We start from the raw sequence: 24,927 nt of genomic DNA, 5'->3' as shown, positions 1-24,927 counted from the left end.
ATGTTAACCATTGGAAAAGCATCTTTTACCTCGAGGTTGTTGTTGGGAACAGGAAAATTCTCTGATCTGGATATCCAATCCCAAGCCGTAGAGGCTGCTGAGACGGAAATATTGACGTTTGCTGTACGGAGATTGAACTTGGAGGAACGGGATAAGCAGCATTTTCTCGATATGCTGGATTTGAGCCGGTATACACTTCTTCCCAACACAGCAGGGGCTACAACAGCAGAGGAGGCGATTCGTATTGCCAAATTGGCAAAAGCCTCCGGCCTGTGCGATATGATTAAGGTGGAAGTCATTGGGGATAGCAAGACACTGCTGCCGGACCCATTTGAAACGTTGAAAGCTAGTGAAAAGCTGTTAGAAGAAGGCTTTATCGTGCTGCCCTACATATCGGACGATGTGATTCTAGCAAAGAGGCTACAAGAGCTTGGAGTACATGCCGTTATGCCTGGAGCTTCACCGATTGGTACAGGACATGGTTTGCTTAATCCGTTTTCATTAGGTCTAATTATTGAACAGGCGGAGGTTCCGGTTATTGTCGATGCGGGTATTCGCTCACCCGGTGACGCGGCAATAGCGATGCAGTTAGGGGCAGATGCTGTTTTGTTGAATACATCCGTATCAGGAGCGAAGGACCCGGTAAAAATGGCAGAGGCCATGAAACTGGCTGTTCGTGCTGGAAGATATGGTTTTGAGGCGGGGATGATTCCTGTAAAACGTTACGCTTCAGCAAGCAGTCCGATAGAAGGTATGGTTCAGGCATGAAGGTAACTGACAAATCCGGTGCAGGAGGAACACATTCAAGTGACCGTTATTCCAGACAGGAAAGATTCGCGCCCTTTGGACCGACAGGACAACGTCGGCTTGCTTCTTCCCACGTACTAATCATAGGTGCCGGAGCGTTAGGTACAGGTATTGCGGAAACGCTCGTTCGCGGGGGTGTAGGTACAGTGAGCCTCGTAGACCGGGATTATGTGGAATGGAGCAATTTGCAGCGCCAGCAGCTTTTTCAGGAAAGTGATGCTGCGCAAAGATATCCCAAAGTAGTAGCTGCTCAGCGAAGATTAAAGGATATTAATTCGGAAACGGTTATACATGCACATGTACTGGATGTTGGGGTGGAAGAGCTGGAAGAGTTGATCCAAGGGGTAGATCTCTTGATGGATGCAACCGATAATTTCGATACCCGACTTCTTATGAACGACATGGCACTCAAGCATCGGATACCTTGGATTTATGGGGGATGTGTAGGCAGCTATGGTGTAACCTACACCATTTTACCGGGTCAAACGCCTTGTCTTCACTGTCTGCTGGGAACTATACCGTTTGGTGGGGAAACCTGTGATACCGCCGGGATTATTCCGCAGGCTGTACAGATGGTCACGGCTAACCAAACTACGGAAGCTTTCAAACTTCTTGGTGGATATCCGGAAGATTTGAGAGGAAAGTTACTTTCGTTTGATTTGTGGAAAAATGAGTTTGTAGCGATAGCAGTAGATAGCGTTAAAAAGGAGAACTGTCCTTCTTGCGGCAGCCACCCGACGTATCCCTATTTGTCGGCCTCTCATCGGCAGAAGACAGATGTTTTGTGCGGTAGGGATACCGTTCAAATTAGACCAGCAAACCCGACACATCTGAATCTTGCAGAAACAGCAGATAGATTTGCTTCTTTGGGAGAAGGAAAAGTAGAGCGGAATCCGTTTTTGGTTTCCTTTAGTACAAGCGAGCATCGGTTGGTTGTTTTTGCAGATGGCAGAGCGTTGATTCATGGGACAAAGGACGTGGCAAAAGCAAGAAGTCTGTATCATCGCTATTTGGGTTAAACCATAAAAGCAGAAAGCCATTCTTTGGAGAATGATTTTCTGCTTTTTTGTTACAATAATATTATTATGCTTTAATGGCTTATAACACAAACTTGTTCGTATCCAATATGTAATGCTATGTCCAAACCAGGTGGGTGAAAAGGTGAGCCCGTTAATTTTGCTTGTGGATGTAAATGAAGCGTCTCCCGTAATTGTTCGTCCATTGGAGCAGGAAGGTTATCAGGTGGTTCATGTTAGCAATGCGACGGATGCAAGCTCTTATGTAGCCCATAATCCTGTGGATTTGCTGCTGCTCAATATAGAAGATAAACAGACAGTTTCGCAAGGTTTACTTCGCATATTGCAGCAATACCATCCTCAGGTCCCGCTATTAGCAATGACTTCATCAGATGAGGAGGACCATATTGTTTCCTGTTTTGAACAAGGAGCACATGATGTGATCGTTCTGCCCTTTTATCCTAGAGTTTTTCAGGCTAGAGTGGCTAATTTATTGCGGATTTTTGGTATTGAACGTGATGTGAAAAGGGCAATCGAGGCGGGTGATTTACATATAGACAATGCAAGCAGATTGGTGAGCAGAGGGGGACAAAAGCTGGAATTAACTCCGAAGGAATTTGATCTTTTACTTCATCTGGCGATACATCTTAACCAAGTTTGTAGCAGGCAGAAAATTCTGAAGGATGTTTGGAAACATGATTATATCGTTGATACGAACGTTGTAGATGTCTATATCAGACATTTGAGGGTTAAAGTAGATAAGGGGTATAAGTTTAAAATGATCCGTACGGAACGAGGGATTGGTTATTCACTCAGAACACCAACTGTATCAGAATAGCACAAGGCATATAAAAAAGCCGGAACTTTTCGTCCCGGCGCGCATATTTCAAAATGAGTTTCATGCTACAGCACTACAGCACGCGGCGTGCTTTAATGTATGTTTTTTTCCAGTTGCCAGAGTCCAAATTGGAGATGGTCACGCCAGGTCCGCCGTAAGTGTGCAAAATTTTACCCCCGCCCATATAGACTGCTACGTGGGTAATGTTGCGTCCTGTAGCACGACTACCGCTTGAAAAGAAAACTAAGTCCCCTTTTTTCAGATTGGACTTGGATACGGCATGTCCAACTTTAGACTGTTGAACAGAAGTACGCGGCAAATTTACTCCGTATTTCTTGAATATGTGCTTCATGAAAGAAGAACAGTCAAAATTACGTGTAGTGCTTGTGGAAGCTCCAAACTTATAAGGAGTTCCCATATATTTTTCACCGTAGTTAATCACTTTTTGGCCTACCGAAGTCGTAGTGGCGGCTTGTGCCGTATTTGTTCCCTCAATTGCAAATGTGCCAAAGCCGATCGTGGCTGCGACCCCTGCTATAATTACCTTTTTTATGATTTTCTGCATATTCATGTTGTAAATACCTCCAAAAATTGATTTGTGCAATATTTTGCTGAGTTGCTAACTAACTGACAGCGTTGAGTATAACAGTTTTGAAGCCGCCTAATAGTTGGAAAAGAACTCTCAAATGCTTGAGGGATAAGACTTACACAGCGATTATTAAAAAACGATTAAAAATTACAATTTGTAAAAAATATATCGATTCATTGATCTCTATAAACGGAAAAACCCTTGTTCATCAAGGGTTTTGAGTGAAAAACAATTTATATAATGGTTACAATAATGTCATAATTAGTCCTTGCTTTGAATAACGAGTAGCAGACCGCTTTTGATGGAAATCGTACCTTTTGAAGCCGTTAGCTTATTACTGACAGCACGTGATTGTCCCATTTTGAGGGTGGCATTATGTAACGGATACATAAATCCTTCTAGTTGTATGCCAGTTACTTCGGCGGTCATAGGAAGCAGCGATGTATATGTATAGCCCATAGGTTGGATTTCAAGCGTTGATCCGGTGAGCTCAATATAATTATGTGCGTCCATAATAGCGCAGCTAATATGATGCTGCATTGCACGTACCAATATTTGAACATTAGCCAATGTGTGGTCCATCCGGGTGCCAGTCACACCAAGCATCAGTACTTGATCTGCCTGTTCGTCCATAGCGATTTCTAAAGCAAGCTCAGTATCTGTTAAGTCTTTAAGTACTGGATCGCACGCAATCATACGTTGGCTTGCTGATTCTACCTTTTCTTTTTCCTCTGGTGTGATTGAATCAAAATCTCCTACAGAGATATGTGGTGTAACACCGTGCTCGATCAGGAAAAGAGCACCTTTATCTGCACCTATAATAAAATCATCGGGCTGTATTTGATGTAAATCTTCTTCATTAAGACGACCACCTGAAAATACAATCGCTCGTTTTTTTGTCATAATCAACATCCTTTCTTTCTGATACGATCCTATATATACCATCGTTTTTAAGTATACCGCGTTAAATATGGCTTGCACAATTTTGGAGGACATGGCTACAATGAAACAGAAAAAAGAAAGTGTAACGTGTAATAGGAAGGAGAACGAAATGATTAACGTTTTGTTTGTGTGTTTGGGCAATATTTGCCGCTCTCCGATGGGGGAGGCAATACTGAGACATAAAGCGCAGGAACGGGGATTGGGTGCAGAAATCGGGGTGGACTCGGCCGGGACAGGCGACTGGCACATCGGAAATCCTCCGCATGAGGGAACACTAAAGCAACTTAAACTGCATGGAATCAGCGAACAAGGCATACAGGCGCGGCAAATAACGGGCCGTGATTTTGACGCGTTTGATTATATTGTGTGCATGGATGACTCTAATGAACGAAACATGCGAAAGATTGCAGGTGGAGCGGAGGCAGATATTCTAAAATTTATGGATTTGCTCCCTCAAGAAAAATTAAGAGAAGTACCCGACCCATATTTTACAGGGAATTTTGAAGAGACCTATCGATTAATGGACGCAGGTTGCGACGCCTTGCTGGACAAGATCGTAGAAGAAAAGCTATAATGTGAACGACAGATGACGGCAATCATTGCCGTTTTTCGTTATACATTTTTGAAAGCGCAACCAAATTATGAAAAAGAAGAAGGAGCTTTATAACCTAGTAGGTCAAATGCTCCATTCCCTTTTAGTTACCTTGGAGAATTTACTCAGGCGCGATCCAAAAAATACATTAGCGCGTCTGGCAACTCGTTTTGCCAAAAGCCCCACAAATGTTTGCCATCCTTTTCACGGTAAGAAACTTCAGCGTTCCGTTCGCGCAGCAAATCTGCGCATTGACGGTTAAGCTCTACAAAGTTGTAAATGCCAGTATCACTCTCAAATGCATCTTCCTGAAGGCCAACCGTCATCCACACCCGCAAATGAGACAGATCTTTCTCACGGGCGATGATTTCCTGCGAAGCTTCATAGTAAGCACCTGAGAGGCTGATAATGCGGTTGAACAACTGAGGATACATCAAAGCCAAATGCAGAGACACACTGCCTCCCAGTGAATCCCCCGCCAAAATACGGGATGCTGCATCTTTTCTTATAGGATACTTTTGCTCTACATAGGGAATAATCTCTTCTGCAAAACAGGCGGTATACGCCTCAAAACGATTGCCAAAGGGAGCATACTCCTGCGTTCGAATTTTTGTATTCACTTCCACACCTACAATAATGAAGGGTTCGACGCCCTCATCTAGAATGAGGCGGTTGGCATGAGTTGCAATGCGGCCAAAATTGAAAAATTCTTCTCCGTCCTGACAGTACACGACCGGGTAGCTCAATATTTCATTATAGCCGGGCGGCAAATAAATCCGGAGAGTTCTGGTCTCGCCAAGAAAGCGGCTGTCTACTTCGTCTTTAAGGATGGTTCGTTTTAAATACCGAGAATCCGTCATTTTTCGTCACCTTTCTTGGGTATTATTTTGCATTCGGGATCACAATAAGTTAAGATTACCCTGATTGCAATAGATGTTTAAAATTTCAATCATGTACTAAGCTGTTACAGTAAAAAACATACCCTGTTACACACACAAAAATGTGACAAACTCAAAAAAAATAACTAAATCTTTGACGCGAGCGATATAACAGGTGTATAATAATCCTATAACAGCGGAACTTGATATTCAAATTTTTTTGTTGAGGTGAAGAAAATGAGCAAGGTTCCTTATGAAGTTTACACAGAGGAAGTTGAGGCGCTGTCCGTACTTTCTCCGGATGGTGAAATTATCAATAAAGATATGTTGCCTAAACTTACAGATGATCAATTGAAAGAAATTATGTATCGAATGGTATTTACACGTACTTGGGATGACCGTGCCGTTAACTTAGGCCGTCAAGGGCGTCTCGGTTTCTATGCTCCGGTATCCGGACAAGAAGCAACCATGGTTGGTAGCGAATATGCGCTCCAAAAAGAAGACTTTATTGCTCCAGGCTACCGCGATATTCCGCAAATCGTTTGGCATGGCCTGCCATTATACCAAGCTTTCTTGTATTCCCGTGGTCATCAACACGGCGGCCAAGTGCCGGACGGTGTTAATGTACTGATGCCGCAAATCATCATTGGCGCGCAAATTTTGCATGCTATGGGTATTGCTATGGGTTACAAGCTGAAAAAACAAAAACAAGTCGCCATTACATATACAGGTGACGGCGGTTCTTCCGAAGGTGATTTCTACGAAGGCCTGAACTATGCTGGTGTATACAAGTTGCCAGTTATTTTCTTTGTGCAAAACAATGGTTACGCGATCACGACTCCATTCTCAAAACAAACGGCTGCTCTTTCGATCGCTCATAAAGCAGTAGCTGCTGGTATTAAAGGCGTGAAAATTGACGGCATGGACGTGCTTGCAGTTATTAAAGCCGTTCAAGAAGCTGCAGAGCGTGGACGTAATGGTGAAGGTGCTACTTTGATTGAAGCCGTAACGTACCGTTTCCGTCCGCATTCCCTTTCTGATGATGCAACAAAATATCGTTCTAAAGAAGAAGAAGGCGAATGGAATGCGAAAGATCCAATTGCCCGCTTTGCGAAATACCTTGAGAAAAAAGGTCTTTGGACTGAAGAAGATACAGCTCGCGTAAAAGAAGAAGCTAAGGCAAAAGTGAATGAAGAGATCAAAAAAGCCGAGAAAACAGAAAAAATGACAATTCCTGGCCTGATTGATAGCATGTTCGAAACAACGCCTAAGCACTTGGAAGAGCAAAAAGCTGATTTTAAATAATTGAACTTGAAAGAGACCGGGCGGTAACCCGATCCGGTCTGCTTTTCGATTGACCTGAACTGAAATTGATCTGTCAATGTTTAAGGAGGAAATGAAGCAAATGGCACAAATGAACATGAAAGAAGCGATTCGTGACGCACTGCGCGTAGAGTTGAAACGCGACCCTAACGTCCTGCTTTTCGGTGAAGACGTAGGTCATGTAGGTGGCGTATTCCGCGCTACAGAAGGTCTGCAAAAAGAATTTGGCGAAGAACGTGTATTCGATACTCCGCTGGCGGAATCCGCAATCGGGGGTCTTGCTGTCGGTTTGGGTATTCAAGGCTTCCGCCCTGTAGCTGAAATCCAGTTCGTAGGCTTTATCTTTGAAGCGCTTGATCAAATGGCAATTCAAGCATCCCGTATGCGTTACCGTTCCGGTGGACGTTACAATTCTCCAATCGTATTCCGTACACCTTTTGGTGGCGGTGTTAAGGCAGCCGAGCTGCATACAGATTCCTTGGAAGGTCTGCTGGCTCAAACACCTGGTATCAAGGTTGTTGTTCCATCCAACCCTTATGATGCAAAAGGTCTTATGATTGCGTCTATTCGCGACAACGATCCTGTGTTTTTCATGGAGCATTTGAACTTGTATCATGCATTCCGCGCTGAAGTTCCTGAGAATGATTACACAGTTGAACTGGGCAAAGCTAATGTAGTTCGCGAAGGTTCCGATGTGACGATCATTACTTACGGTATGATGGTACACACTTCGGTTAAAGCTGCGGATGAGCTGGAAAAAACAAAAGGTATCAAAGTAGAAATCATTGATTTGCGTACCATTAGCCCGATTGACATTGATACCGTTGTTGCTTCTATTCAAAAAACCAATCGTGCCATCGTTGTTCAAGAAGCGCAAAAGAGCTCCGGTGTAGCTGCTGAAGTTATTGCACAAATTAACGAAAAAGCAATCCTGCATCTGGAAGCACCCGTTCTGCGTGTAGCAGGTCCGGATACCGTTTATCCTTTTGCTCAAATTGAAGATACTTGGTTGCCAACGCCAACACGTATCATTGATGCGGTTAATAAAGTATTGGAATTTTAATTAAAGCACACCGTAAATTTGGGAGGTTTTAAACGTGGCTAAATTTGAATATAAATTCCCGGAGCTAGGTGAAGGTCTTCACGAAGGCGAAATCATCAAGATGCACATTAAGCCCGGCGACAAAGTAACAGATGAAGATATCATCATGGAAGTACAAAACGATAAGGCTGTAGTTGAAGTTCCTTGTCCGGTTAATGGTACAGTACAAGAAGTATTTGCCAAAGACGGTGACATCTTTAACGTAGGTCAAGTCGTAGCTGTAATTGATGCAGAAGGTGAACTTCCCGAACAAGAAGATGCACCAGAAGCACCAGCTGCTAGCCCTGAGCCAAGTGCTGCTGCACAAAGCGGAGCTGCAGGTACAGCTAGATTTGAATATAAATTCCCAGAGCTGGGTGAAGGTCTTCACGAAGGCGAAATCATCAAGATGCACATCAAGGCTGGCGACAAAGTAACAGATGAAGATATCATCATGGAAGTACAAAACGATAAGGCTGTAGTTGAAGTTCCTTGTCCGGTCAATGGCACAGTACAAGAGGTATTTGCCAAAGACGGCGACATCTTTAACGTAGGTCAAGTCGTAGCTGTAATCGCTGCAGAGGGTGAACTTCCAGAACAAGAAGAAGCACCAGCTGCTGCTAAACAAGAACAGGATGCTGCACAAGGCGGAGCTAACACTAAACCAGCTGCAACTCCTGCTGCTTCTAACAAAGATGTACTAGCTACACCTAGCGTCCGCAAATTTGCTCGTGAGCAAGGTGTAAACATCGCTCAAGTGAGTGGCTCCGGCAAAAATGGTAAAATCACCAAAGAAGATGTAGAAGCTTTCAAAAATGGTGGAGGCCAAGCGGCTGCACCAGTAGCGAAAGAAGCTGCAAAAGCACAAGAGCCTGCTAAGAAAGAAGCGAAAGCTGCAGCAGCATCCGCACCAGCAGCAGATCCACGTGCTGAGGAAGAGCGCGTACCATTTAAAGGTATCCGCAAGGCTATTTCCAATGCTATGGTTAAATCGGCTTATACGGCTCCGCACGTTACGATTATGGATGAAGTAGATGTAACTGAACTGGTTGCTTTCCGTACTCGTATCAAACCAATTGCTGAGAAGAAAGGCACAAAAGTAACATACCTGCCATTCATCGTAAAAGCTTTGGTTGCTGCTTCCCGTCAATTCCCGGCTCTGAATGCCTCAATCGACGAAGAAGCAAACGAAATTGTCTACAAAAAATACTACAACATCGGTATCGCTACAGATACAGACAACGGTTTGATCGTTCCTGTTATCAAAGATGCTGATCGTAAGAGTATCTGGATGATTGCTGATTCCATTCGTGATCTGGCTGTGCGCGGTCGTGATGGAAAATTGGCAGCAAATGAGATGAGAGGAAGCACAATCTCCATCACTAACATCGGTTCCGCAGGCGGTATGTTCTTTACTCCAATCATTAACTTCCCTGAAGTTGCGATTTTGGGTACTGGACGCATCAGTGAAAAAGCAGTCGTGAAAAACGGTGAGATTGTTGCCGCTCCAGTAATGGCTCTTTCTCTGAGCTTTGACCACCGTATTATTGACGGTGCAACTGCTCAAAACTTCATGAACTATATCAAACAGCTGCTCGCTAACCCTGAGTTGCTTGTTATGGAGGTGTAATCAATGGTAGTAGGAGACGCTTCTCTGGATATTGACACATTGGTTATCGGTGCGGGTCCTGGCGGCTATGTAGCTGCCATCCGTGCCGCACAATTAGGACAAAGCGTATTGATCGTTGACAAATCTGAGCTGGGCGGTGTCTGTCTGAACCGTGGATGTATTCCATCTAAAGCTTTGATCTCTGCAGCTCATCAATACGAAGCGGCTAAACATGGCGAGTCTTTCGGTATTTCGGCTGAAAATGTAAAAGTAGACTTCGCTAAAACACAAGAATTCAAAAACGGCGTTGTTAAGAAAATGACAGGCGGCGTAAGTGGCTTGCTCAAAGGCAACAAAGTTGAAGTTTTCAATGGCGAGTGCATGTTCATCAACGAAAACGAAGCGCGTGTATTCAACGAACATGAATCACCACGTTACCGTTTTAAAAATGCAATTATCGCAACAGGTTCCCGTCCAATCGAACTGAAACCATTCCCTTTTGGTGGACGCATTCTGTCTTCTACAGAAGCATTGAACCTGCCTGAAATTCCGAAAAGCCTGATCGTAATCGGTGGTGGATACATTGGTGCAGAGCTCGGACAAATGTACTCGAAATTCGGTTCCAAAGTAACGATTATTGAAGGTATGGATACAGTGCTTCCTGGTTTCGACAAAGATATGACTTCGATCGTTGCGAAAAGCATGAAGAAAACGGGCATCGAAATCTTCACTGGCGCTAAAGCGGAAAGTGCAGAGCAAACAGATAAAGACGTAACAGTGAAATTCTCCGTTAACGGCGAAAGCAAAGAAGTAACTGCTGATTATCTGCTTGTAACTGTTGGACGTCGTCCAAACACAGACGGTGAACTGGGTCTGGATCTGATCGGCCTAGAACTGGATGAGCGCGGAATGGTGAAAGTTGATCACCAAGGACGTACTAGCATTCCTCACATCTTTGCAATCGGCGATATCGTAGCTGGTCTTGCTCTGGCGCACAAAGCTTCTTACGAAGGTAAAGTAGCTGCTGAAGCAATTGCAGGCGAGCCGTCTGTAGTAGATTACAAGTGTATGCCGGCTGTCGTTTTCACGGATCCAGAATGCTCCAGCGTAGGCTACACAGAGTCACAAGCCAAAGAAAAAGGCTACAATGTCAAAGTTGGCAAGTTCTCTTATGGAGCAAACGGTCGTGCGGTTTCCCTGAACGCTGCTGAAGGTTTTGTGAAAATCGTTGCTGACGCTGACACAGGTTTGGTACTGGGTACGCAAATCGTAGGTCTGGAAGCTTCCAACCTTATTGCTGAGCTGGGTCTGGCGATTGAAATGGGTGCTACACTCGAAGATATCTCCTTGACTATTCATGCTCACCCTACACTGGGCGAGATCGTTATGGAAGCAGCGGAAGTCGTGCTGGGTCATCCGATCCACGCATTGGCACCACGTCGCTAATACCATTTTTCATTATCTCGTTCTCGTTTTCATACATGACAAAGAGAGGCAAGGAGCGCTATATCTGCGCTCTTTGTCTCTTTTTTTTCAAACTTTAGGATTTTCAGGACTACCATGAAAATTCACACAGTACATGGTCAACGAAGTACCGTACATGATAAACTAACTATAGATATGGGTGCAGAAAAGAATTTTAAAGATTAGAATCTGGCGATGCCAGGTTTTTATTCATGCTCAAAGGAGAGGAATAACGTGCGTAACTATTTGGAACTGCTGGAGGATATTTTAGAGAATGGAGTAAAAAAAGAGGATCGTACAGGAACAGGTACACTATCTGTTTTCGGAAGGCAACTCCGTTTTGACCTGGCCAAGGGCTTCCCCTTGGTGACCACCAAAAGAGTACATTTGAAATCCGTTATTCATGAGCTGTTATGGTTTTTGCGGGGAGATACCAACATTTCTTATCTCAAGGAGAACGGAGTTACCATTTGGGATGAGTGGGCAGACGAGCAGGGGAATCTGGGGCCTGTATATGGGTCGCAATGGCGCTCGTGGGAAACAACAGACGGACAACATATTGACCAAATTGCGAATGTCATTGAAGCTATTAAAAAAAATCCGGATTCACGTCGACACATTGTCAGTGCTTGGAATGTGGCTGAAATCGAATCGATGAAGTTGCCGCCTTGTCACTTTGTATTTCAGTTCTATGTAGCTGGAGGGAAGCTTTCCTGTATGCTAACGATGCGTTCTGTGGATACCTTTTTAGGGTTGCCGTTTAATATCGCAAGTTATGCATTACTAACGCATATGGTTGCACAGCAGTGCGGTTTGGAGCCCGGCGAATTTATTTGGTCAGGCGGCGATGTGCATATTTATTCAAATCATATGCAACAAGTGCATACACAGTTGGAACGTGATCCTTATCCGTTGCCTCAGTTGAAAATTCTGCGCAAGCCGGATTCGATTTTTGATTATACCTACGACGATTTTGCTTTTGAAAATTACGAATATCATCCAGGGATTAAGGCGCCTGTCGCCATTTGATTAGAGGAGGTGGGAAAATGGGCATTTCAATGATATGGGCTATGGCACAAAATGGTGTGATCGGCCGAGATAACAAACTTCCCTGGCGCCTCCCTAGAGACATGGCCTTTTTCAAAGAGCAGACGATTAATAAAACGGTACTCATGGGACGCAAAACGTGGGAATCCTTTGGAGGAAAAAGCCTGCCAAACCGGCGTAACGTTGTCTTGACCCGAGATCTGCGCTATCAGACGGAAGGTGCGGAAGTAATTCATTCAATGGAAGAAGGACTCCAATTAGCAAAGCAGGAAGAGTTAATGGTCATCGGAGGAGCAGAGATTTATTCACTGTTTTGGCCACATGCTGATCGGCTGATTGTGACTCGGATTGAGGAGGTTTTTGAAGGCGATACAACCTTCCCTGAGCTGGATTGGAACGGCTGGAATATAGTTAGTGAGACCCCAGGTATCAAGGATGACAAAAATCCCTATGAGTATCGTTTTGTTGTTTACGAGAGAACCGAATAAGAATAGACTATATCCGACCCCACTCATTTGAAAAATTAATAAACCATATAAAAAATCCTTTTGGCTGTTGATGCAGAAAGTTGCATAAGTTTTCATCACTTTTACGCTGTATTGTGATACAATAAATCAAATTCAATGAGAACAGACCCTTTCATAATACAAATAGACAAATTCGAATTTGACTTAAATTCTGAATGGATGATCGGGGTTCATAAGCGAAGAGATGGGGGAACGTAACATGTCTACACCAACTGGATTTATGGAATACACACGACAGCTTCCTACAGACCGGGACCCGGCAGAGCGTATAAAGGATTGGGAAGAATTCCATAAGCATATGTCTGAGGAAGAGCTGCGTACCCAAGGGGCGCGTTGTATGGACTGCGGAACCCCTTATTGTCATACGGGGATGGATATCATGGGAGCAACTTTAGGCTGCCCGGTTCATAATCTCATTCCGGAATGGAACAATCTCGTATATCGTGGTTTGTGGAAGGAAGCGCTAGAGCGGCTGCACAAAACGAATAACTTCCCAGAATTCACAGGTCGTGTTTGTCCTGCGCCATGTGAGGGTTCATGTACTGTGGGACTGATCGGACAGTCTGTTACAATTAAAACCATTGAGGAAGCTATTATCGAAAAGGGTTTTGAGGAAGGCTGGGTTGTCCCTAATCCGCCAGAAAAGCGTACAGGCAAACGAGTGGCTGTTGTCGGTTCGGGTCCGGCAGGTTTGGCTGCAGCGGCTCAGCTTAACAAAGCAGGGCACAGCGTGACTGTGTATGAGCGTGCAGATCGTGTGGGTGGATTATTGATGTATGGCATACCGTCCATGAAATTGGATAAAAAGGTTGTTCAGCGGCGTGTGGATTTGCTGGAGGCTGAAGGTATTCAATTCATCACCAATACGGAAATCGGCAAAGATATCCCTACCGATCAGTTGATTGGTGAATATGATGCTGTTGTTCTATGCGGTGGTTCTACGAAGCCAAGAGAATTCAACATTGAAGGTAGCGATTTGAAGGGTGTTCATTATGCGATGGATTATCTGAATGGTACCATCAAAAGTTACTTGGACTCCAATCTGGAAGATGGAAACTATTTGTCTTCCCAAGGTAAGGACGTTATTGTAATCGGTGGCGGTGATACGGGTTCGGACTGTGTAGCTACTTCTTTGCGTCATGGTTGTCGGAGTGTCACTCAATTTGGCACACATACCAAAGCACCTATGGAGCGTGACCCGATTGCCAATCCTTGGCCACAATTTCCAAACGTGTATTCTCTTGATTATGCACAGGAAGAAGCTAAGGCGTTGTTCGGAGAAGATCCACGTGAGTTCTCCATCATGACGACCAAATTTGTAGGTGATGAAAACGGTAATCTGAAAGAGCTGCACACCATTCAAATTCAACGGATTGTTGATGAAACAGGGCGCAAAATCTATCAACCGATTCCAGGTACGGAGCGCGTATTCCCTGCACAAATTGCTCTTATTGCCATTGGATTTGATGGTCCTGAGCAAACGATTGTAGAGCAAATTGGCTTGGAGACGGATCGTCGTTCCAACGTTAAAGCACGTTATGGAAAATATGTTACTAATGTGGATAAGGTTTTTGCTGCAGGTGATATGCGTCGCGGACAAAGTCTTGTTGTGTGGGCTATTAATGAAGGTCGAGAAGCTGCGCGTGAAGTTGATAAATACCTCATGGGCGCTACCGTTTTGGTGTAATTATAAATTTTATGTTACGGATCAGTCAAAGCTCCATCTTCGGATGGGGCTTTATTGTATTTCAAGCTGAGTCTCCCAGAAGCGAAAAATGAATAAATGATTATTGAGCTGTGAAACATTGTGAAATATATGTTATATAATATAACTTAAATTTAATCGTATCACCATATATTTCTTATCTAAATTGATCATAACATAAAAAAGAGTGTTTAGTGTAGCTTTTTTATAGAAAAAAGAATTATTTCACAAGAAAATTTGATAAAATCTGATATATATGTGATGTAAATTAACATATACATAACTTTCGTTGACTATTTAAAATCATGACCTGAGAGAACCATGGTATCTATGGTATAATACACGTATATTGTTGAAGCGTTTGACTAAATGAATTTACAAAGGAGCTTTCGTCGGGAGAAGGCTCCTTTTGCATGAGGCCGGGATACCTGTGTTTTCTTTAATATCCATGTATATGTATGATTCATGGAGGAGAAACAGAAGGCCGTCAGGAAGGAATGGAGTATGAATGAAGACGTTGATTATTGCTGAGAAACCGGATATGGGACGGACGATTGCCGCTGTTATGGAGCCGCGGGCTAAAAATAACCGTACCTATTTGGAAGGGGAGAAATACATTGTAACCTGGGCGATCGGGCATTTACTGGGTTTGGCTGAGCCGGATGCATACGATGCTAAGTACAAGCGATGGAACATTAAGGATCTTCCTATTATCCCTGAGCAGTTCAAAATTGTACCGAATCCGAAAACAAAAGATCAGCTGAAAATGATTGGTGAACTGGCCAAACGCTGCGATGCCATCGTAAATGCTTGTGATGCTGGACGGGAAGGGCAATATATTTTTGCGTTGATCCAACAGCAATTAAAGTTGCGTCAGCCAGTTAAGCGACTGTGGATTTCAGACTTGACAGCGGAAAGTATTGCGACAGGCTTTGAACGATTGCGAGATGCTTCGGAGTTTGAATTTCTGACTCAAGCTGCGCGGGCACGAAGTGAAGCGGACTGGCTGATCGGCATGAACGCTTCCAGAGCGTTCACAACACGACATAACACACTGCTGTCGGTAGGACGGGTGCAGACTCCCGTGCTGGCACTGATTCATGACCGGGAAAAAGAAATTGAGGCATTTCAGTCTCAAACCTTCTATGACGTGTGGGCAGAATTTAAGCAAGATCAGATCAAGTACAAAGGTGCGTGGCAGGGGGATAGGCTGACGAAGCCAGAGGAAGCTGAGGAAATCGCTGCGGCTGTTCGCGGAAAAATAGGTAAAATCACCAAATATGACACCAAGCAGACAAAAGAGTATCCTTTTAAATTGTACGATTTAACGCTGCTTCAACGCGAGGCGAATGCCAAGTACGGTTATTCGGCCAAAAAAACACTGGATGTGGCACAAGCGCTTTATGAGCGCCACAAGGTCATTTCCTATCCGCGTACCAATTCTAACTATGTGACAGAGCAAAATATAGACGGCATGCACAAGGCACTACGGATGCTGGGCACAGGTCCTTATGCTGATCTGGTCCAACAAGCGAACCCCAATTTGGTTCATAAACAGAATAAATCGGTCTGCAATCCATCTCGTGTTGAGGATCACCATGCTATTTTGCCGACATTAAAAAGGCCAGGAACACTAAGCAAAGAAGAGCAAAATGTATATGACCTGGTTATTCGCAGGTTTTTGTCGCATTTTTTTCCGCCTGCTGAATACAAAATGCATACCGTAATGACACAGGTGGACAAGCATCTGTTTAAAACAAATATTAAAGAGCTTCTTTCCTTGGGGTGGAAAGTAGTTTTAAGTAAGGTTGATCAGGATAAAGGTAAAAAGAGCAAATCACCGAAAAAAGAAGATGAAGAGGAAACGGACGAGTGGACGGACAAGAAGTTTGAGATTGATGCGGGGCGTCCCGTGGATTGTGTTCGCGCCGAGATGAAAGAAAAGGCAACTCAGCCCCCTAAAAGCTACACGGAGGGTACATTGCTTAAGGCGATGGAAAGCGCGGGTAAACAGATGGAGAATGAGGAATTGCGTGAGGTCATGAAGGATGCCGGTTTAGGCACACCTGCGACGCGGGCCGCCACAATTGAACGATTGAAAAAGGTTGGCTATATTGAAATGAAGGGTAAAAAGATTCTTATTACGGAAAAAGGAAAGATGGCTATTGACCTGATCCGTCATGCTGGGGTTGATCTATTAGCCTCCCCGGAGATGACAGGTCAATGGGAACGTCGCCTACATCAAATTTCCAAGGGTGAGGCGGCTCAAGAGAAGTTTATGGAGAACGTTAAAAGATTTACGTTGTCCATCATTGATAAGGTGAGGCAGCAGCCGCCGGCTCCGGCAAATGCCTTTGGTGAGGAAGCAAAGAGGAAGCGTGCGGTTGGAAAAGAAGGCGCAAGTAGTGCGCGTGCGAGCGGACGCACCGCCGCCAAAGGGGTGGGGCGTGCTACATCAGGACGCGGTGGCAGCGCTGGAAGCGCAACGCTAGAGCAAGCAGCACCACCAGCACGCAGCTCTTCCGACGGATCCTCAGGCATTTCAGGAAGCCAAAGGCAAGCTTTAGGTAGCTGTCCACGCTCTAATTGCGGCGGAAGCATTATTGAAGGGCGTAAAGGGTATGGGTGCAGCCACTACAAGCAGGGTTGTGGCTTTGTCGTCTGGAAGGAATATGCTGGAAAGCAGATTACCGAAACGATGCTCAAGTCCTTGTTGACGAGGGGACAGACGCAATTGTTGTCTTTTAAGCGTAAAGATGGATCGACCGTCAAAGCGCGAATTGTTCTGAATGAACCTGGTACAGGACAACTTAGCGTTCGAGAGGAATCCTGAGACAGGGTTTAGACCAATACAAAAAAGGACCCTATCCGAGGGTCCTTTTTTGTTGGTGCAATTGTATGCTTTCGTGGATAACCCGTGGTACTTCCGTTAGCTTCTGTATCGTATACATCACGGAGTTCACGTTTTTTTGCAGTTCAACCATATTGTAAATCCATTCCTTAGGCTGCTTGAGATATACAGCATGAATACCTGCGGCAAGGGCTGGAGAAACATCAGTGCGCAGAGAATTCCCGATCATCCAGGTGATGCTTCGGTCCAAGCGATTCATCTGGATGATTTCTTCTAGGGCTTCGACATTTTTATGCTGGCGAATGTAGATGCGGTCATCAAAGTAGGTAGCCAGTTTCATTTGTTCAATCTTTCTTTCTTGAATGATCTGCTCACCGCCAGTATACAGATGGAGGGAATGCCCTGCTTTTTGGAGGGAGTTCAGCGTTTCGACCATGCCTGGATATGGTTCGATTTCCTGTTCGTACACACTTCGGCCAAGAGAGCGAAGCTCCTGCTCTTCCCGAGAATCGAGACGGCGTCCGAATTGTTCCGAGAAAAATTGGTACGTATCTATCAAAGATTGTGGGAAATGCTCGCTGGCAAAGCCTACTTGATGAACTCCAGCCACATCAATTTCGATTTGTTTTTCACGAATCGTATTTTTCGTTAGGTTATGAGTTGCAAACCATTCCTGAAGCAAATCGAAAAAGTGGTTGAGGATCAGGTCAAAATACTTGTTGCAGTGGACTAAGGTGTCATCAAGATCAAATAAAATGTGCTGCTTCGGATACGACATGATGCATACTCCTTCCAAGCCAAAGCTTTAACGTTGCTTCGGTTATAACTAAAAGTACAATTCAAATTACAATCCAATATAGGATTCCAAAAATACCTGTAAATCAGCCGCGCCATCGGGACGGATGCTGAATCTTTCCTTATGATAACGTCCGATGTGAATTCGGAGCAGACCAGCGACTCGTAAAATCATCATATCAGACATGAGTGTATCTTCCAAACGGCTCAAATCATGGCGCATATCTTCGAGAGACTTAGGACCTTGAGCTACATAACGCAGAATTCGTAGCCGCTGCGGATCATTAACCGCACGAGTGAGCCGTAGCAGAAGCGTAGGCGGTTCTTCCTCGCTCTCCTCGGGGATATCTACTGGATACTGGATCAGCAGTGTGCGGGTATAAAAACAGTATGAATTAATCGGGCGATTATGGACAACTGGAAATAGGACTACTGTATCCAGGTCTTCCATGTGTGGCACGACTAGTCCAGCTGTCGCATATTCAACCAGTGCTTCCGGTTCCATTTTACTCAGCAGCATGCGCTTTTCCGCAGCGTCTTCTTCTGCCAACACACGCAGTTCGCCTTCCAGGGCCCGAAAATAATCACGATCCCACAATTTGAGGAGTGGTGCGTATACCTTACGAATGCGTAAAGATTCTTCAAAGGTTAAAAAAGGGATATGCGGAACGAGCAACTCAAACATATCTTTATCCGGACCGTGGTCCAAATAAGAGATATAATCAGATATTTCATCTGATTCCGGACGAAGTAACGCCCAAGCATAGAGTGCGTCATAATCGCTAAAAGGGCAATCCTGAGCTGTAGCCAGCTCAGTACGAACTTCATGTTGTAGTCGTGCATCTACCTTGTCGATCCATTCATGGCCCAAGTCCATATCTTGAACCCACTTTTTAGTCACATAGGCCATGAAGCTGCCGAGCAATTCATAAATTGGAGAAGTGTCTATTTTAATTTGATAACTCATGGAACCCAATGCCTCCTATTCTGTCTTCTAGCCCAGAGCGGTGAACGTAATTAAGCCCGTCCATAAGCAAAACATGAGCATTTTAATGATTGCTCACTTATTTATTATGGCTTGTTCTGCCAGGGATTGTCCACTATAATATGAAATAGTGCGTTGTGACGTGAATGGGTTCGGATTGAACATACGAGGCTCCTTAACCGAAGGAGTCGGATACATACCAGACAAGCTCTTTCCGTAAAATCGTCATCTCAGATGGCGATTTTTTTCTTCTATTCTTTAATACACTAATTACACCTGAATTTGTATATGTGATTTGCCGGTTTTGCAGGACGGCATGGAATACATAGTGATAAGAATTATTATTGATTATGGAATCAAATGCAAATCATTTCTTAACATTGATTTTTTTATTATTTTATTTGTTCGATCAGGAGGAGCTAGGATGTCGTCGTCGTTACGGGTTCATTATTTTATTTTAATTGCTGTTATTATTGTTGCCGGATTATGCCAAGGTTTATTATTACCTATTCTGTCAATCTCGTTGGAACAAATGGGAGTTTCATCTTCACTAAATGGAATGAATGCGGCTGCTCTGTATATTGGTTCATTTGCAATGACGTTGGTGGCAGAACGGACATTGGGCTGGTTAGGGTTCAAAAAGCTGATGGCCGGTGGGCTTGTGCTAGTGCTCATTACGCTGCTGCTGTTTCCGCTAATCCCTGATATTCGAGTATGGTTCATACTGCGTCTGCTAGTAGGTATTGGTGACAGTGCATTGCACTACTCTGCGCAGCTATGGATATTGCTGGTGACTCCAGCAGAGAAGCGAGGCCGCAACATTTCCTTTTATGGTATGTCATATGGTCTGGGTTTTGCATTAGGACCATTGGGATTATGGCTACTTGATTATGGAATGCTGGTTCCATTTGCTGCGTTGGCCTTATTGTGCTTGCTTGTTTTGCTGTTGGTGTTAATTAAGCTGCCGGACTCCAGACCAGAGAAGCTGGAGTCCGAGGCGCGTCCCACTCAAAGATTTCGTCGCAGCTACAGCTGGGCATGGTACGCTCTTTTGCCTGCATTTCTATATGGCTATATGGAAGCGAGCCTGAACAGTAACTTTCCAGTCTATGGCCTGCGTATTGGCTTTCATACCGATGAAATCGCCGCCTTGCTGCCGTTCGTCAGTTTGGGAGGGTTAGTTCTGCAGCTGCCGCTAGGGATATTGAGTGACCGTTGGGGACGTAAAAAGGTGCTAATGAGCGTAGGCATAGCAGGGGGAATGACCTTTATGTTGCTACCATGGAGCGGCAATCATTTTATGTTCACTTTGATATTGCTGACCCTAGCAGGTGGTTTAGTAGGCTCCTTTTTCTCCCTCGGTTTGGCCTACGCCGCTGATCTGTTGCCCAAATCATTTTTAGCAGCCGCGAATGTACTGGCATCCTTTCATTTTAATCTGGGAAGTGTGATCGGACCTAATATTAGCGGGGGGTTGCTGGACTTTGGAACTCAAGGCAGCATGTTTCTTGTCCTTGGTGGTAGTTACATTGTTTTCGGATTGTTAGGTTTGTTTTCCAGAAAAAGAGTAACGGCGGTTTAAAACTGCGGTTTGCATGGTATTTGTTTCACATTTACTATAAAATATAAACAGTATTGATGGTGCGCAAAGGGGAATCACTTAGATGATTAAAATTCGGAAGCTGACCAAACAAGTGGGACCTGAACGGACCCGGCTACTTCGAGGAATTGATGCTGAAATTCATCAAGGCGAATTCATAGCCATAGTGGGGCCAAGTGGAAGCGGCAAAACGACGCTGCTTCGCTGTCTTGCTTTACAAGAGCCATGGGATGAAGGCAGTTTAATTGTAGGTGGCAATGATGTGCTGAAATCCGGTTGGACTGGCAAGATGAAAATAAAGCGGGAATGGGCATACCTGGAGCAAAACCCGCATCTAAATATGAATCGAACCGCTCTTAAAAATGTGCTCATTGGCAGATCCGGTCAAACTCCAATGTGGAGAATGGTGACCGGTATGGTGCGTTCCGACGATTATATGGGAGCGATGGACGTACTGGAGGATCTGGGTCTGCTGGATAAGGCGCATGATAAATGCGACAAGCTCAGCGGTGGCGAGCGGCAGCGGGTAGCGACTGCGCGTGCTCTCGTGCACGGAGCTAAAGTTATTTTAGCGGATGAGCCTGTAAATGGACTTGATCCAGCTTCGGCAGCGCATGTATTGGAGACTTTTCGCAAGCTGTGTTCTGACGAGCGGGTGACGATCATGACTGTATTGCCGCTGGAAATGGCTGAACGCTTTGCTTCCCGTATATGGGGGTTGAATGATGGTGAATTGGTGTTTGATATTCAGGGAAGACGATTGACACAAGCGGAAAAGAACAAATTGTGAAGGGGACGGCAAGAGAAGTGAAAATAATGCTGTTGAGAATGGTGGCTGGCTGCTGTTCCTTGCTGCTCCTTGCTGGATTTTTAAGCGGCTGTAATGTTATTAGCGATCCCATTTCGCTGATGGAGACACCGACGATGTCTGACGAGAAGCAGGAACTGAATGGTGCAGTGAATACGCAACTAGGGGCGGTACAGCCTTTAAGGCCGAATGATCCAGATGACCCGACGCCAATTCGAACGGGTGATTTGAACAATGATGGCACAGACGAAGCAGTGCTCTTTTATGAAACGCCTGATGAGAGCGTAAAAATACATGGTGCCTTGTTTGAAGATCAGGGGGGAACGTGGGTAAAGAAGCTGACGTTTGATGGGGAAGGCACTGTGCTGGAGTCATTTAAGCTCGTGGATTTAACGAATGATGGAACACTCGATATTGTAGCGGGTTTTTCCAGCGGAGATAGTGGCGATGGCGGGGACCAGAAGGGACTCATCGTGTATTCCTATACCGGAGGAACTCTGGAGAAAATATATGCTACAGGTTATACGGACTTCGTCGTAGATGATTTTAAGCATAACAAGATGGACTTAAACGGGGATAAATTGAATGATTTGACGATTATCACGCTGCGACGTAATGAATTCTTTACAGTTAAAACATTCCAATTCAGTGGGGGGACCTTTAAGGAAATCGGATCGTTGGATTTGGACAGTCAGGTCTTAGATGTCTATAATGTCGTTGCTGGCAAGGTAGCCGAGGGTAGGCAGGGGATTATTATAGACACCAAAATTGCTCAGACCACTACCGTTTCCAATGTTATTGTGATGGATCACGGCAAGCTTAGGAAGCTTAATCTTATGGATGTCACCTTCAAGGATGCGACCATCGCCAGTGGTGATGTGGATGGTGACGGTATTCTGGAATTTGGTAATTTGGAGAAGCCTAAAGGTTGGAGTAACAAGCCGCTGGATGAGGTTCCATATTTTGTGTCGTTCTATCAGTGGGACGGGGCGAAAGGAACGATTTTTAAGCAGCAGCAGTATCGTGATTCTAATGAACAGGTCTACTTCAGATTACCGAAAGAGCTGCATGGCAAGGTGACGATTGATCCGAAAGTTTCGAAGAAGGACAGCTATTTGCGCTTTATTTTGGATGATACAGACAAAACGATAGCGGAAATTAAATTTTTCTCGTTGTCACAATGGGAGCGAAACAACGAAGGGTATAGCCAACTGTGGCGAACGAATGCGCAGGTCATTGGCATTAAGCGATCCAGTGAGCTGGAACCGCGTAAAACCATTAAAAACAAGCTGGGGGAAAGGCAGGTAGAGTAGAGTGAGTAAAGTTTTAATCATGGAAGACGAGGAATCCATTCGCAGCTTTATCGTCATTAATTTGAAACGTAACGGTTTTGAGGTGCTGGAGGCGTCGGAAGGGCATGAGGCTCTGAATATTTTGAACACGGTGCGGGATATTGATATTGCACTGCTTGACGTAATGGTACCCGGTATGGATGGTTTTGAAGTCTGTCGGAGAATCCGGGAGACGAATGAGCGCATCGGCATTATCTTTCTCACAGCGAAGGTACAGGAGCAGGATAAGGTATATGCCTTGTCTGTAGGGGCCGATGATCATGTGAGCAAGCCTTTTAGCCCGACGGAGCTGATTGCACGTATTCAATCGTTATTGCGTCGGGTGAATGTTCATCGTGAAACAGCAGCCAAAGTGTCCTTCCAGTCTGGACCGTTCACCCTAGATTTGATTGCTAAGCAATTTAAGAAGAACGGGCAGCTGATTGAGCTGACACCGACTGAGTTTTCCCTGATTCAATTTTTTCTGGAAAAAGAGAACACGCCGCTCAGCCGAGATGTTCTACTTGATCACGTATGGGGCAAAGAGTATATGGGCGATCCGAAAATTGTAGATGTGAATATCCGACGTCTTCGGCAGAAAATTGAAAACAATCCATCCGAGCCAGCCTTTTTACAAACAGTTTGGGGACATGGATATAAATGGAAAGGTCAGTCTCAATGATCAAAAAGGGAATTCGCCGACAGATTGTGCTTCACTATTTTTTCGTAGTGTTCTTAGCGCTTCTGTTAGTAGAAGTCATTTTTATGTTTGCACTCCGGTCGTACTATTACGATTCCATTTACAAACATATCGAAAGCCGTATCGAATCGGTAAGTGAATTTGCACCCAAATTTAAAGAGCCGGAACAGTCTTTGCAATCGTATTTGTTAAATACATTTTCTCTGCCCTTTACTGAACTGCAGTTGCTCGATGAACAGGGAAATGTAATTGATAACTCGACGAATTTTGCAGCAGATCTAAGTGTGCAAACAAGTGATGTGACACAAGCATTAGCTGGGGATACGGGCAAATGGATCGGAAAGCAACCGAGCACGGGGCAGCAGGTGATGGCGGTATCTCAAAAACTGGACAATATCGTCGGAGACCAGGTGTACGTTATTCGGTATACAACCTCGCTGGAATTGGTAAATGATAAGCTGTTTACGATTACGCTGTTTTCTCTTGGCATCATGGCAGCTGTACTGGTTATTGTATTTGTGGTCAGTACAGGGCTCGCGAATTCCATTGTTAGACCGATTAATAATATCCGCGATGTATCTGCTCAGATGGCTCAGGGAAGGTTTGATACACGCATTGAAGGCGATTATCGGTATGAGTTGGGTGAACTGGCTTCGACACTGAACTATATGGCACAGGAAATTGTCAGAACAAATCAAATCAAGGATGATTTTATTTCATCTATATCTCATGAATTGCGTACTCCGCTTACATCTATTAAGGGTTGGAGTGAAACGTTAAATTCTGGCGGCTATGACCCCGAAGAGACGAAAATCGGGATGAAGATTATCTCTAAAGAGACGGATCGGCTGATTGGCTTGGTGGAGGAAATTCTCGATTTTTCCAAGCTGGAGCAAAATGCCATGAAGCTTGTAATGGGAACGGTAGATCTTCGGGAGCTTTTGCAGGAAATTATGCTGAACGTATGGGCCAAAGCAGAAATGAAGCAAATAAAACTTCAGCTTGATTCGGAAGAAGCGGCATATTTCGTCCATGGAGACGGTAACCGTCTAAAACAGGTATTTTTGAACATTGTGGATAATGCTATCAAGTTTTCGCATGAAAGCTCAATTATTTTTCTGTCGCTTCAACGGGTTGATGGCAATATCGAGATATCCGTACAAGATACAGGAATTGGAATTAGTGCTGAAAATCTTGCCAGAGTAAGAGACCGCTTTTTCCAGGTAGACCACCAAAACGGTGGTACTGGACTGGGATTGGCAATCTCACAACAGTTTGTCGAGCGCCATCATGGTCAGATGCTCATCAGAAGTGAACTGGGGGCTGGCACCACTATTACGGTTTCATTACCTGCTCTGCAAGCAGAGCAATCCGTGGAACCACCACAACTCACTGAAGAATAGATTTAAAGCCTACTTATAGGTGCAATTAGAAAAACA

General features: G+C 44.6%; 22 protein-coding genes. 17 read left to right on the top strand and 5 right to left on the bottom strand.

Annotated features, from left to right (window positions below; genetic code table 11):
- The 3 genes from MKY75_RS13280 to MKY75_RS13270 all read left to right on the top strand — a co-directional run bounded on the left by MKY75_RS13280 (nt 1) and on the right by MKY75_RS13270 (nt 2,661).
- A complete protein-coding gene (locus MKY75_RS13280) occupies nt 1-768 on the top strand; it encodes a thiazole synthase (RefSeq protein WP_340885631.1) in 768 nt (255 codons plus the stop codon).
- Entirely contained in the window at nt 765-1,826 is a 1,062-nt protein-coding gene (locus MKY75_RS13275) for a ThiF family adenylyltransferase (RefSeq protein ID WP_340885628.1), read from the top strand. The genes MKY75_RS13280 and MKY75_RS13275 overlap by 4 nt, the downstream gene beginning before the upstream one ends.
- A 142-nt stretch (nt 1,827-1,968) precedes the next feature.
- Nucleotides 1,969-2,661 (top strand): response regulator transcription factor, encoded by a 693-nt coding sequence (locus MKY75_RS13270; RefSeq protein ID WP_340885626.1) that lies wholly within the window; start codon nt 1,969-1,971, stop codon nt 2,659-2,661.
- A 73-nt stretch (nt 2,662-2,734) separates the two neighbouring features.
- On the opposite strand, the gene MKY75_RS13265 is transcribed toward MKY75_RS13270, so the two are convergent.
- Together MKY75_RS13265 and MKY75_RS13260 are read right to left on the bottom strand one after the other, a co-directional pair.
- On the bottom strand, nt 2,735-3,232 hold the full coding sequence (locus tag MKY75_RS13265) for a C40 family peptidase (protein ID WP_340885624.1): 498 nt from the start codon (nt 3,230-3,232) through the stop codon (nt 2,735-2,737).
- 279 nt (nt 3,233-3,511) lie between these two features.
- Nucleotides 3,512-4,153, bottom strand: coding sequence for a thiamine diphosphokinase (locus MKY75_RS13260; protein ID WP_340885622.1), 642 nt, complete (start codon nt 4,151-4,153; stop codon nt 3,512-3,514).
- A 148-nt stretch (nt 4,154-4,301) separates the two neighbouring features.
- On the opposite strand from MKY75_RS13260, the gene MKY75_RS13255 reads away from it, so the two are divergent.
- Nucleotides 4,302-4,766 (top strand): low molecular weight protein-tyrosine-phosphatase, encoded by a 465-nt coding sequence (locus MKY75_RS13255; protein WP_029517442.1) that lies wholly within the window; start codon nt 4,302-4,304, stop codon nt 4,764-4,766.
- Nucleotides 4,767-4,909: 143 nt separating this feature from the next.
- On the opposite strand, the gene MKY75_RS13250 is transcribed toward MKY75_RS13255, so the two are convergent.
- Complete coding sequence (locus tag MKY75_RS13250) at nt 4,910-5,644, bottom strand: alpha/beta hydrolase (protein ID WP_025724149.1); 735 nt, start codon at nt 5,642-5,644, stop codon at nt 4,910-4,912.
- Between the two features lie 255 nt (nt 5,645-5,899).
- Here MKY75_RS13250 and pdhA point away from each other — a divergent pair, with 255 nt between their 5' ends.
- The 8 genes from pdhA to MKY75_RS13210 all read left to right on the top strand — a co-directional run bounded on the left by pdhA (nt 5,900) and on the right by MKY75_RS13210 (nt 17,251).
- Entirely contained in the window at nt 5,900-6,967 is a 1,068-nt protein-coding gene (gene pdhA / locus MKY75_RS13245; protein WP_029517443.1) for a pyruvate dehydrogenase (acetyl-transferring) E1 component subunit alpha, read from the top strand.
- A 100-nt stretch (nt 6,968-7,067) separates the two neighbouring features.
- Nucleotides 7,068-8,048, top strand: a complete 981-nt coding sequence (locus MKY75_RS13240) for an alpha-ketoacid dehydrogenase subunit beta (RefSeq protein WP_039271308.1) — start codon at nt 7,068-7,070, stop codon at nt 8,046-8,048.
- Between the two features lie 34 nt (nt 8,049-8,082).
- Nucleotides 8,083-9,696 (top strand): 2-oxo acid dehydrogenase subunit E2, encoded by a 1,614-nt coding sequence (locus MKY75_RS13235; protein WP_277397970.1) that lies wholly within the window; start codon nt 8,083-8,085, stop codon nt 9,694-9,696.
- Nucleotides 9,697-9,699: 3 nt separating this feature from the next.
- Nucleotides 9,700-11,121: a dihydrolipoyl dehydrogenase gene (lpdA, locus tag MKY75_RS13230; protein WP_039271311.1), complete on the top strand. Its 1,422-nt coding sequence runs from the start codon at nt 9,700-9,702 to the stop codon at nt 11,119-11,121.
- Between the two features lie 252 nt (nt 11,122-11,373).
- Nucleotides 11,374-12,168: a thymidylate synthase gene (gene thyA, locus MKY75_RS13225; protein WP_069011721.1), complete on the top strand. Its 795-nt coding sequence runs from the start codon at nt 11,374-11,376 to the stop codon at nt 12,166-12,168.
- Between the two features lie 17 nt (nt 12,169-12,185).
- The gene (locus MKY75_RS13220; protein ID WP_069011722.1) at nt 12,186-12,674 is read left to right on the top strand and encodes a dihydrofolate reductase; all 489 of its coding nucleotides are present in this window, start codon (nt 12,186-12,188) and stop codon (nt 12,672-12,674) included.
- Between the two features lie 238 nt (nt 12,675-12,912).
- Nucleotides 12,913-14,400, top strand: a complete 1,488-nt coding sequence (locus MKY75_RS13215; protein ID WP_069011727.1) for a glutamate synthase subunit beta — start codon at nt 12,913-12,915, stop codon at nt 14,398-14,400.
- A 526-nt stretch (nt 14,401-14,926) separates the two neighbouring features.
- Nucleotides 14,927-17,251: a type IA DNA topoisomerase gene (locus MKY75_RS13210; RefSeq protein ID WP_340885621.1), complete on the top strand. Its 2,325-nt coding sequence runs from the start codon at nt 14,927-14,929 to the stop codon at nt 17,249-17,251.
- A 31-nt stretch (nt 17,252-17,282) separates the two neighbouring features.
- On the opposite strand, the gene MKY75_RS13205 is transcribed toward MKY75_RS13210, so the two are convergent.
- Both MKY75_RS13205 and MKY75_RS13200 read right to left on the bottom strand, forming a co-directional pair.
- Complete coding sequence (locus tag MKY75_RS13205) at nt 17,283-18,047, bottom strand: HAD family hydrolase (protein ID WP_029517450.1); 765 nt, start codon at nt 18,045-18,047, stop codon at nt 17,283-17,285.
- A 66-nt stretch (nt 18,048-18,113) separates the two neighbouring features.
- Nucleotides 18,114-19,031: a hypothetical protein gene (locus tag MKY75_RS13200; protein WP_039273282.1), complete on the bottom strand. Its 918-nt coding sequence runs from the start codon at nt 19,029-19,031 to the stop codon at nt 18,114-18,116.
- A 442-nt stretch (nt 19,032-19,473) separates the two neighbouring features.
- Between MKY75_RS13200 and MKY75_RS13195 the strand changes: the two genes are divergently transcribed.
- From MKY75_RS13195 to MKY75_RS13175, 5 genes are all read left to right on the top strand, one after another.
- On the top strand, nt 19,474-20,631 hold the full coding sequence (locus tag MKY75_RS13195; protein WP_069011733.1) for an MFS transporter: 1,158 nt from the start codon (nt 19,474-19,476) through the stop codon (nt 20,629-20,631).
- A gap of 82 nt (nt 20,632-20,713) precedes the next feature.
- On the top strand, nt 20,714-21,439 hold the full coding sequence (locus MKY75_RS13190) for a phosphonate ABC transporter ATP-binding protein (protein WP_340885620.1): 726 nt from the start codon (nt 20,714-20,716) through the stop codon (nt 21,437-21,439).
- Entirely contained in the window at nt 21,436-22,770 is a 1,335-nt protein-coding gene (locus tag MKY75_RS13185) for a hypothetical protein (RefSeq protein ID WP_029517453.1), read from the top strand. Before MKY75_RS13190 ends, MKY75_RS13185 begins: the two co-directional genes overlap by 4 nt.
- Before the next feature lies 1 nt (nt 22,771).
- Nucleotides 22,772-23,470: a response regulator transcription factor gene (locus tag MKY75_RS13180; protein ID WP_007432526.1), complete on the top strand. Its 699-nt coding sequence runs from the start codon at nt 22,772-22,774 to the stop codon at nt 23,468-23,470.
- Nucleotides 23,467-24,891, top strand: a complete 1,425-nt coding sequence (locus tag MKY75_RS13175; RefSeq protein ID WP_029517454.1) for a sensor histidine kinase — start codon at nt 23,467-23,469, stop codon at nt 24,889-24,891. Before MKY75_RS13180 ends, MKY75_RS13175 begins: the two co-directional genes overlap by 4 nt.
- The last annotated feature ends 36 nt before the right edge of the window (nt 24,892-24,927 follow it).

It is taken from the genome of Paenibacillus sp. FSL L8-0663, from assembly GCF_038008125.1.
Taxonomy (GTDB): domain Bacteria; phylum Bacillota; class Bacilli; order Paenibacillales; family Paenibacillaceae; genus Paenibacillus; species Paenibacillus polymyxa_D.
This window is presented reverse-complemented; position numbering and strand designations above follow the sequence as displayed.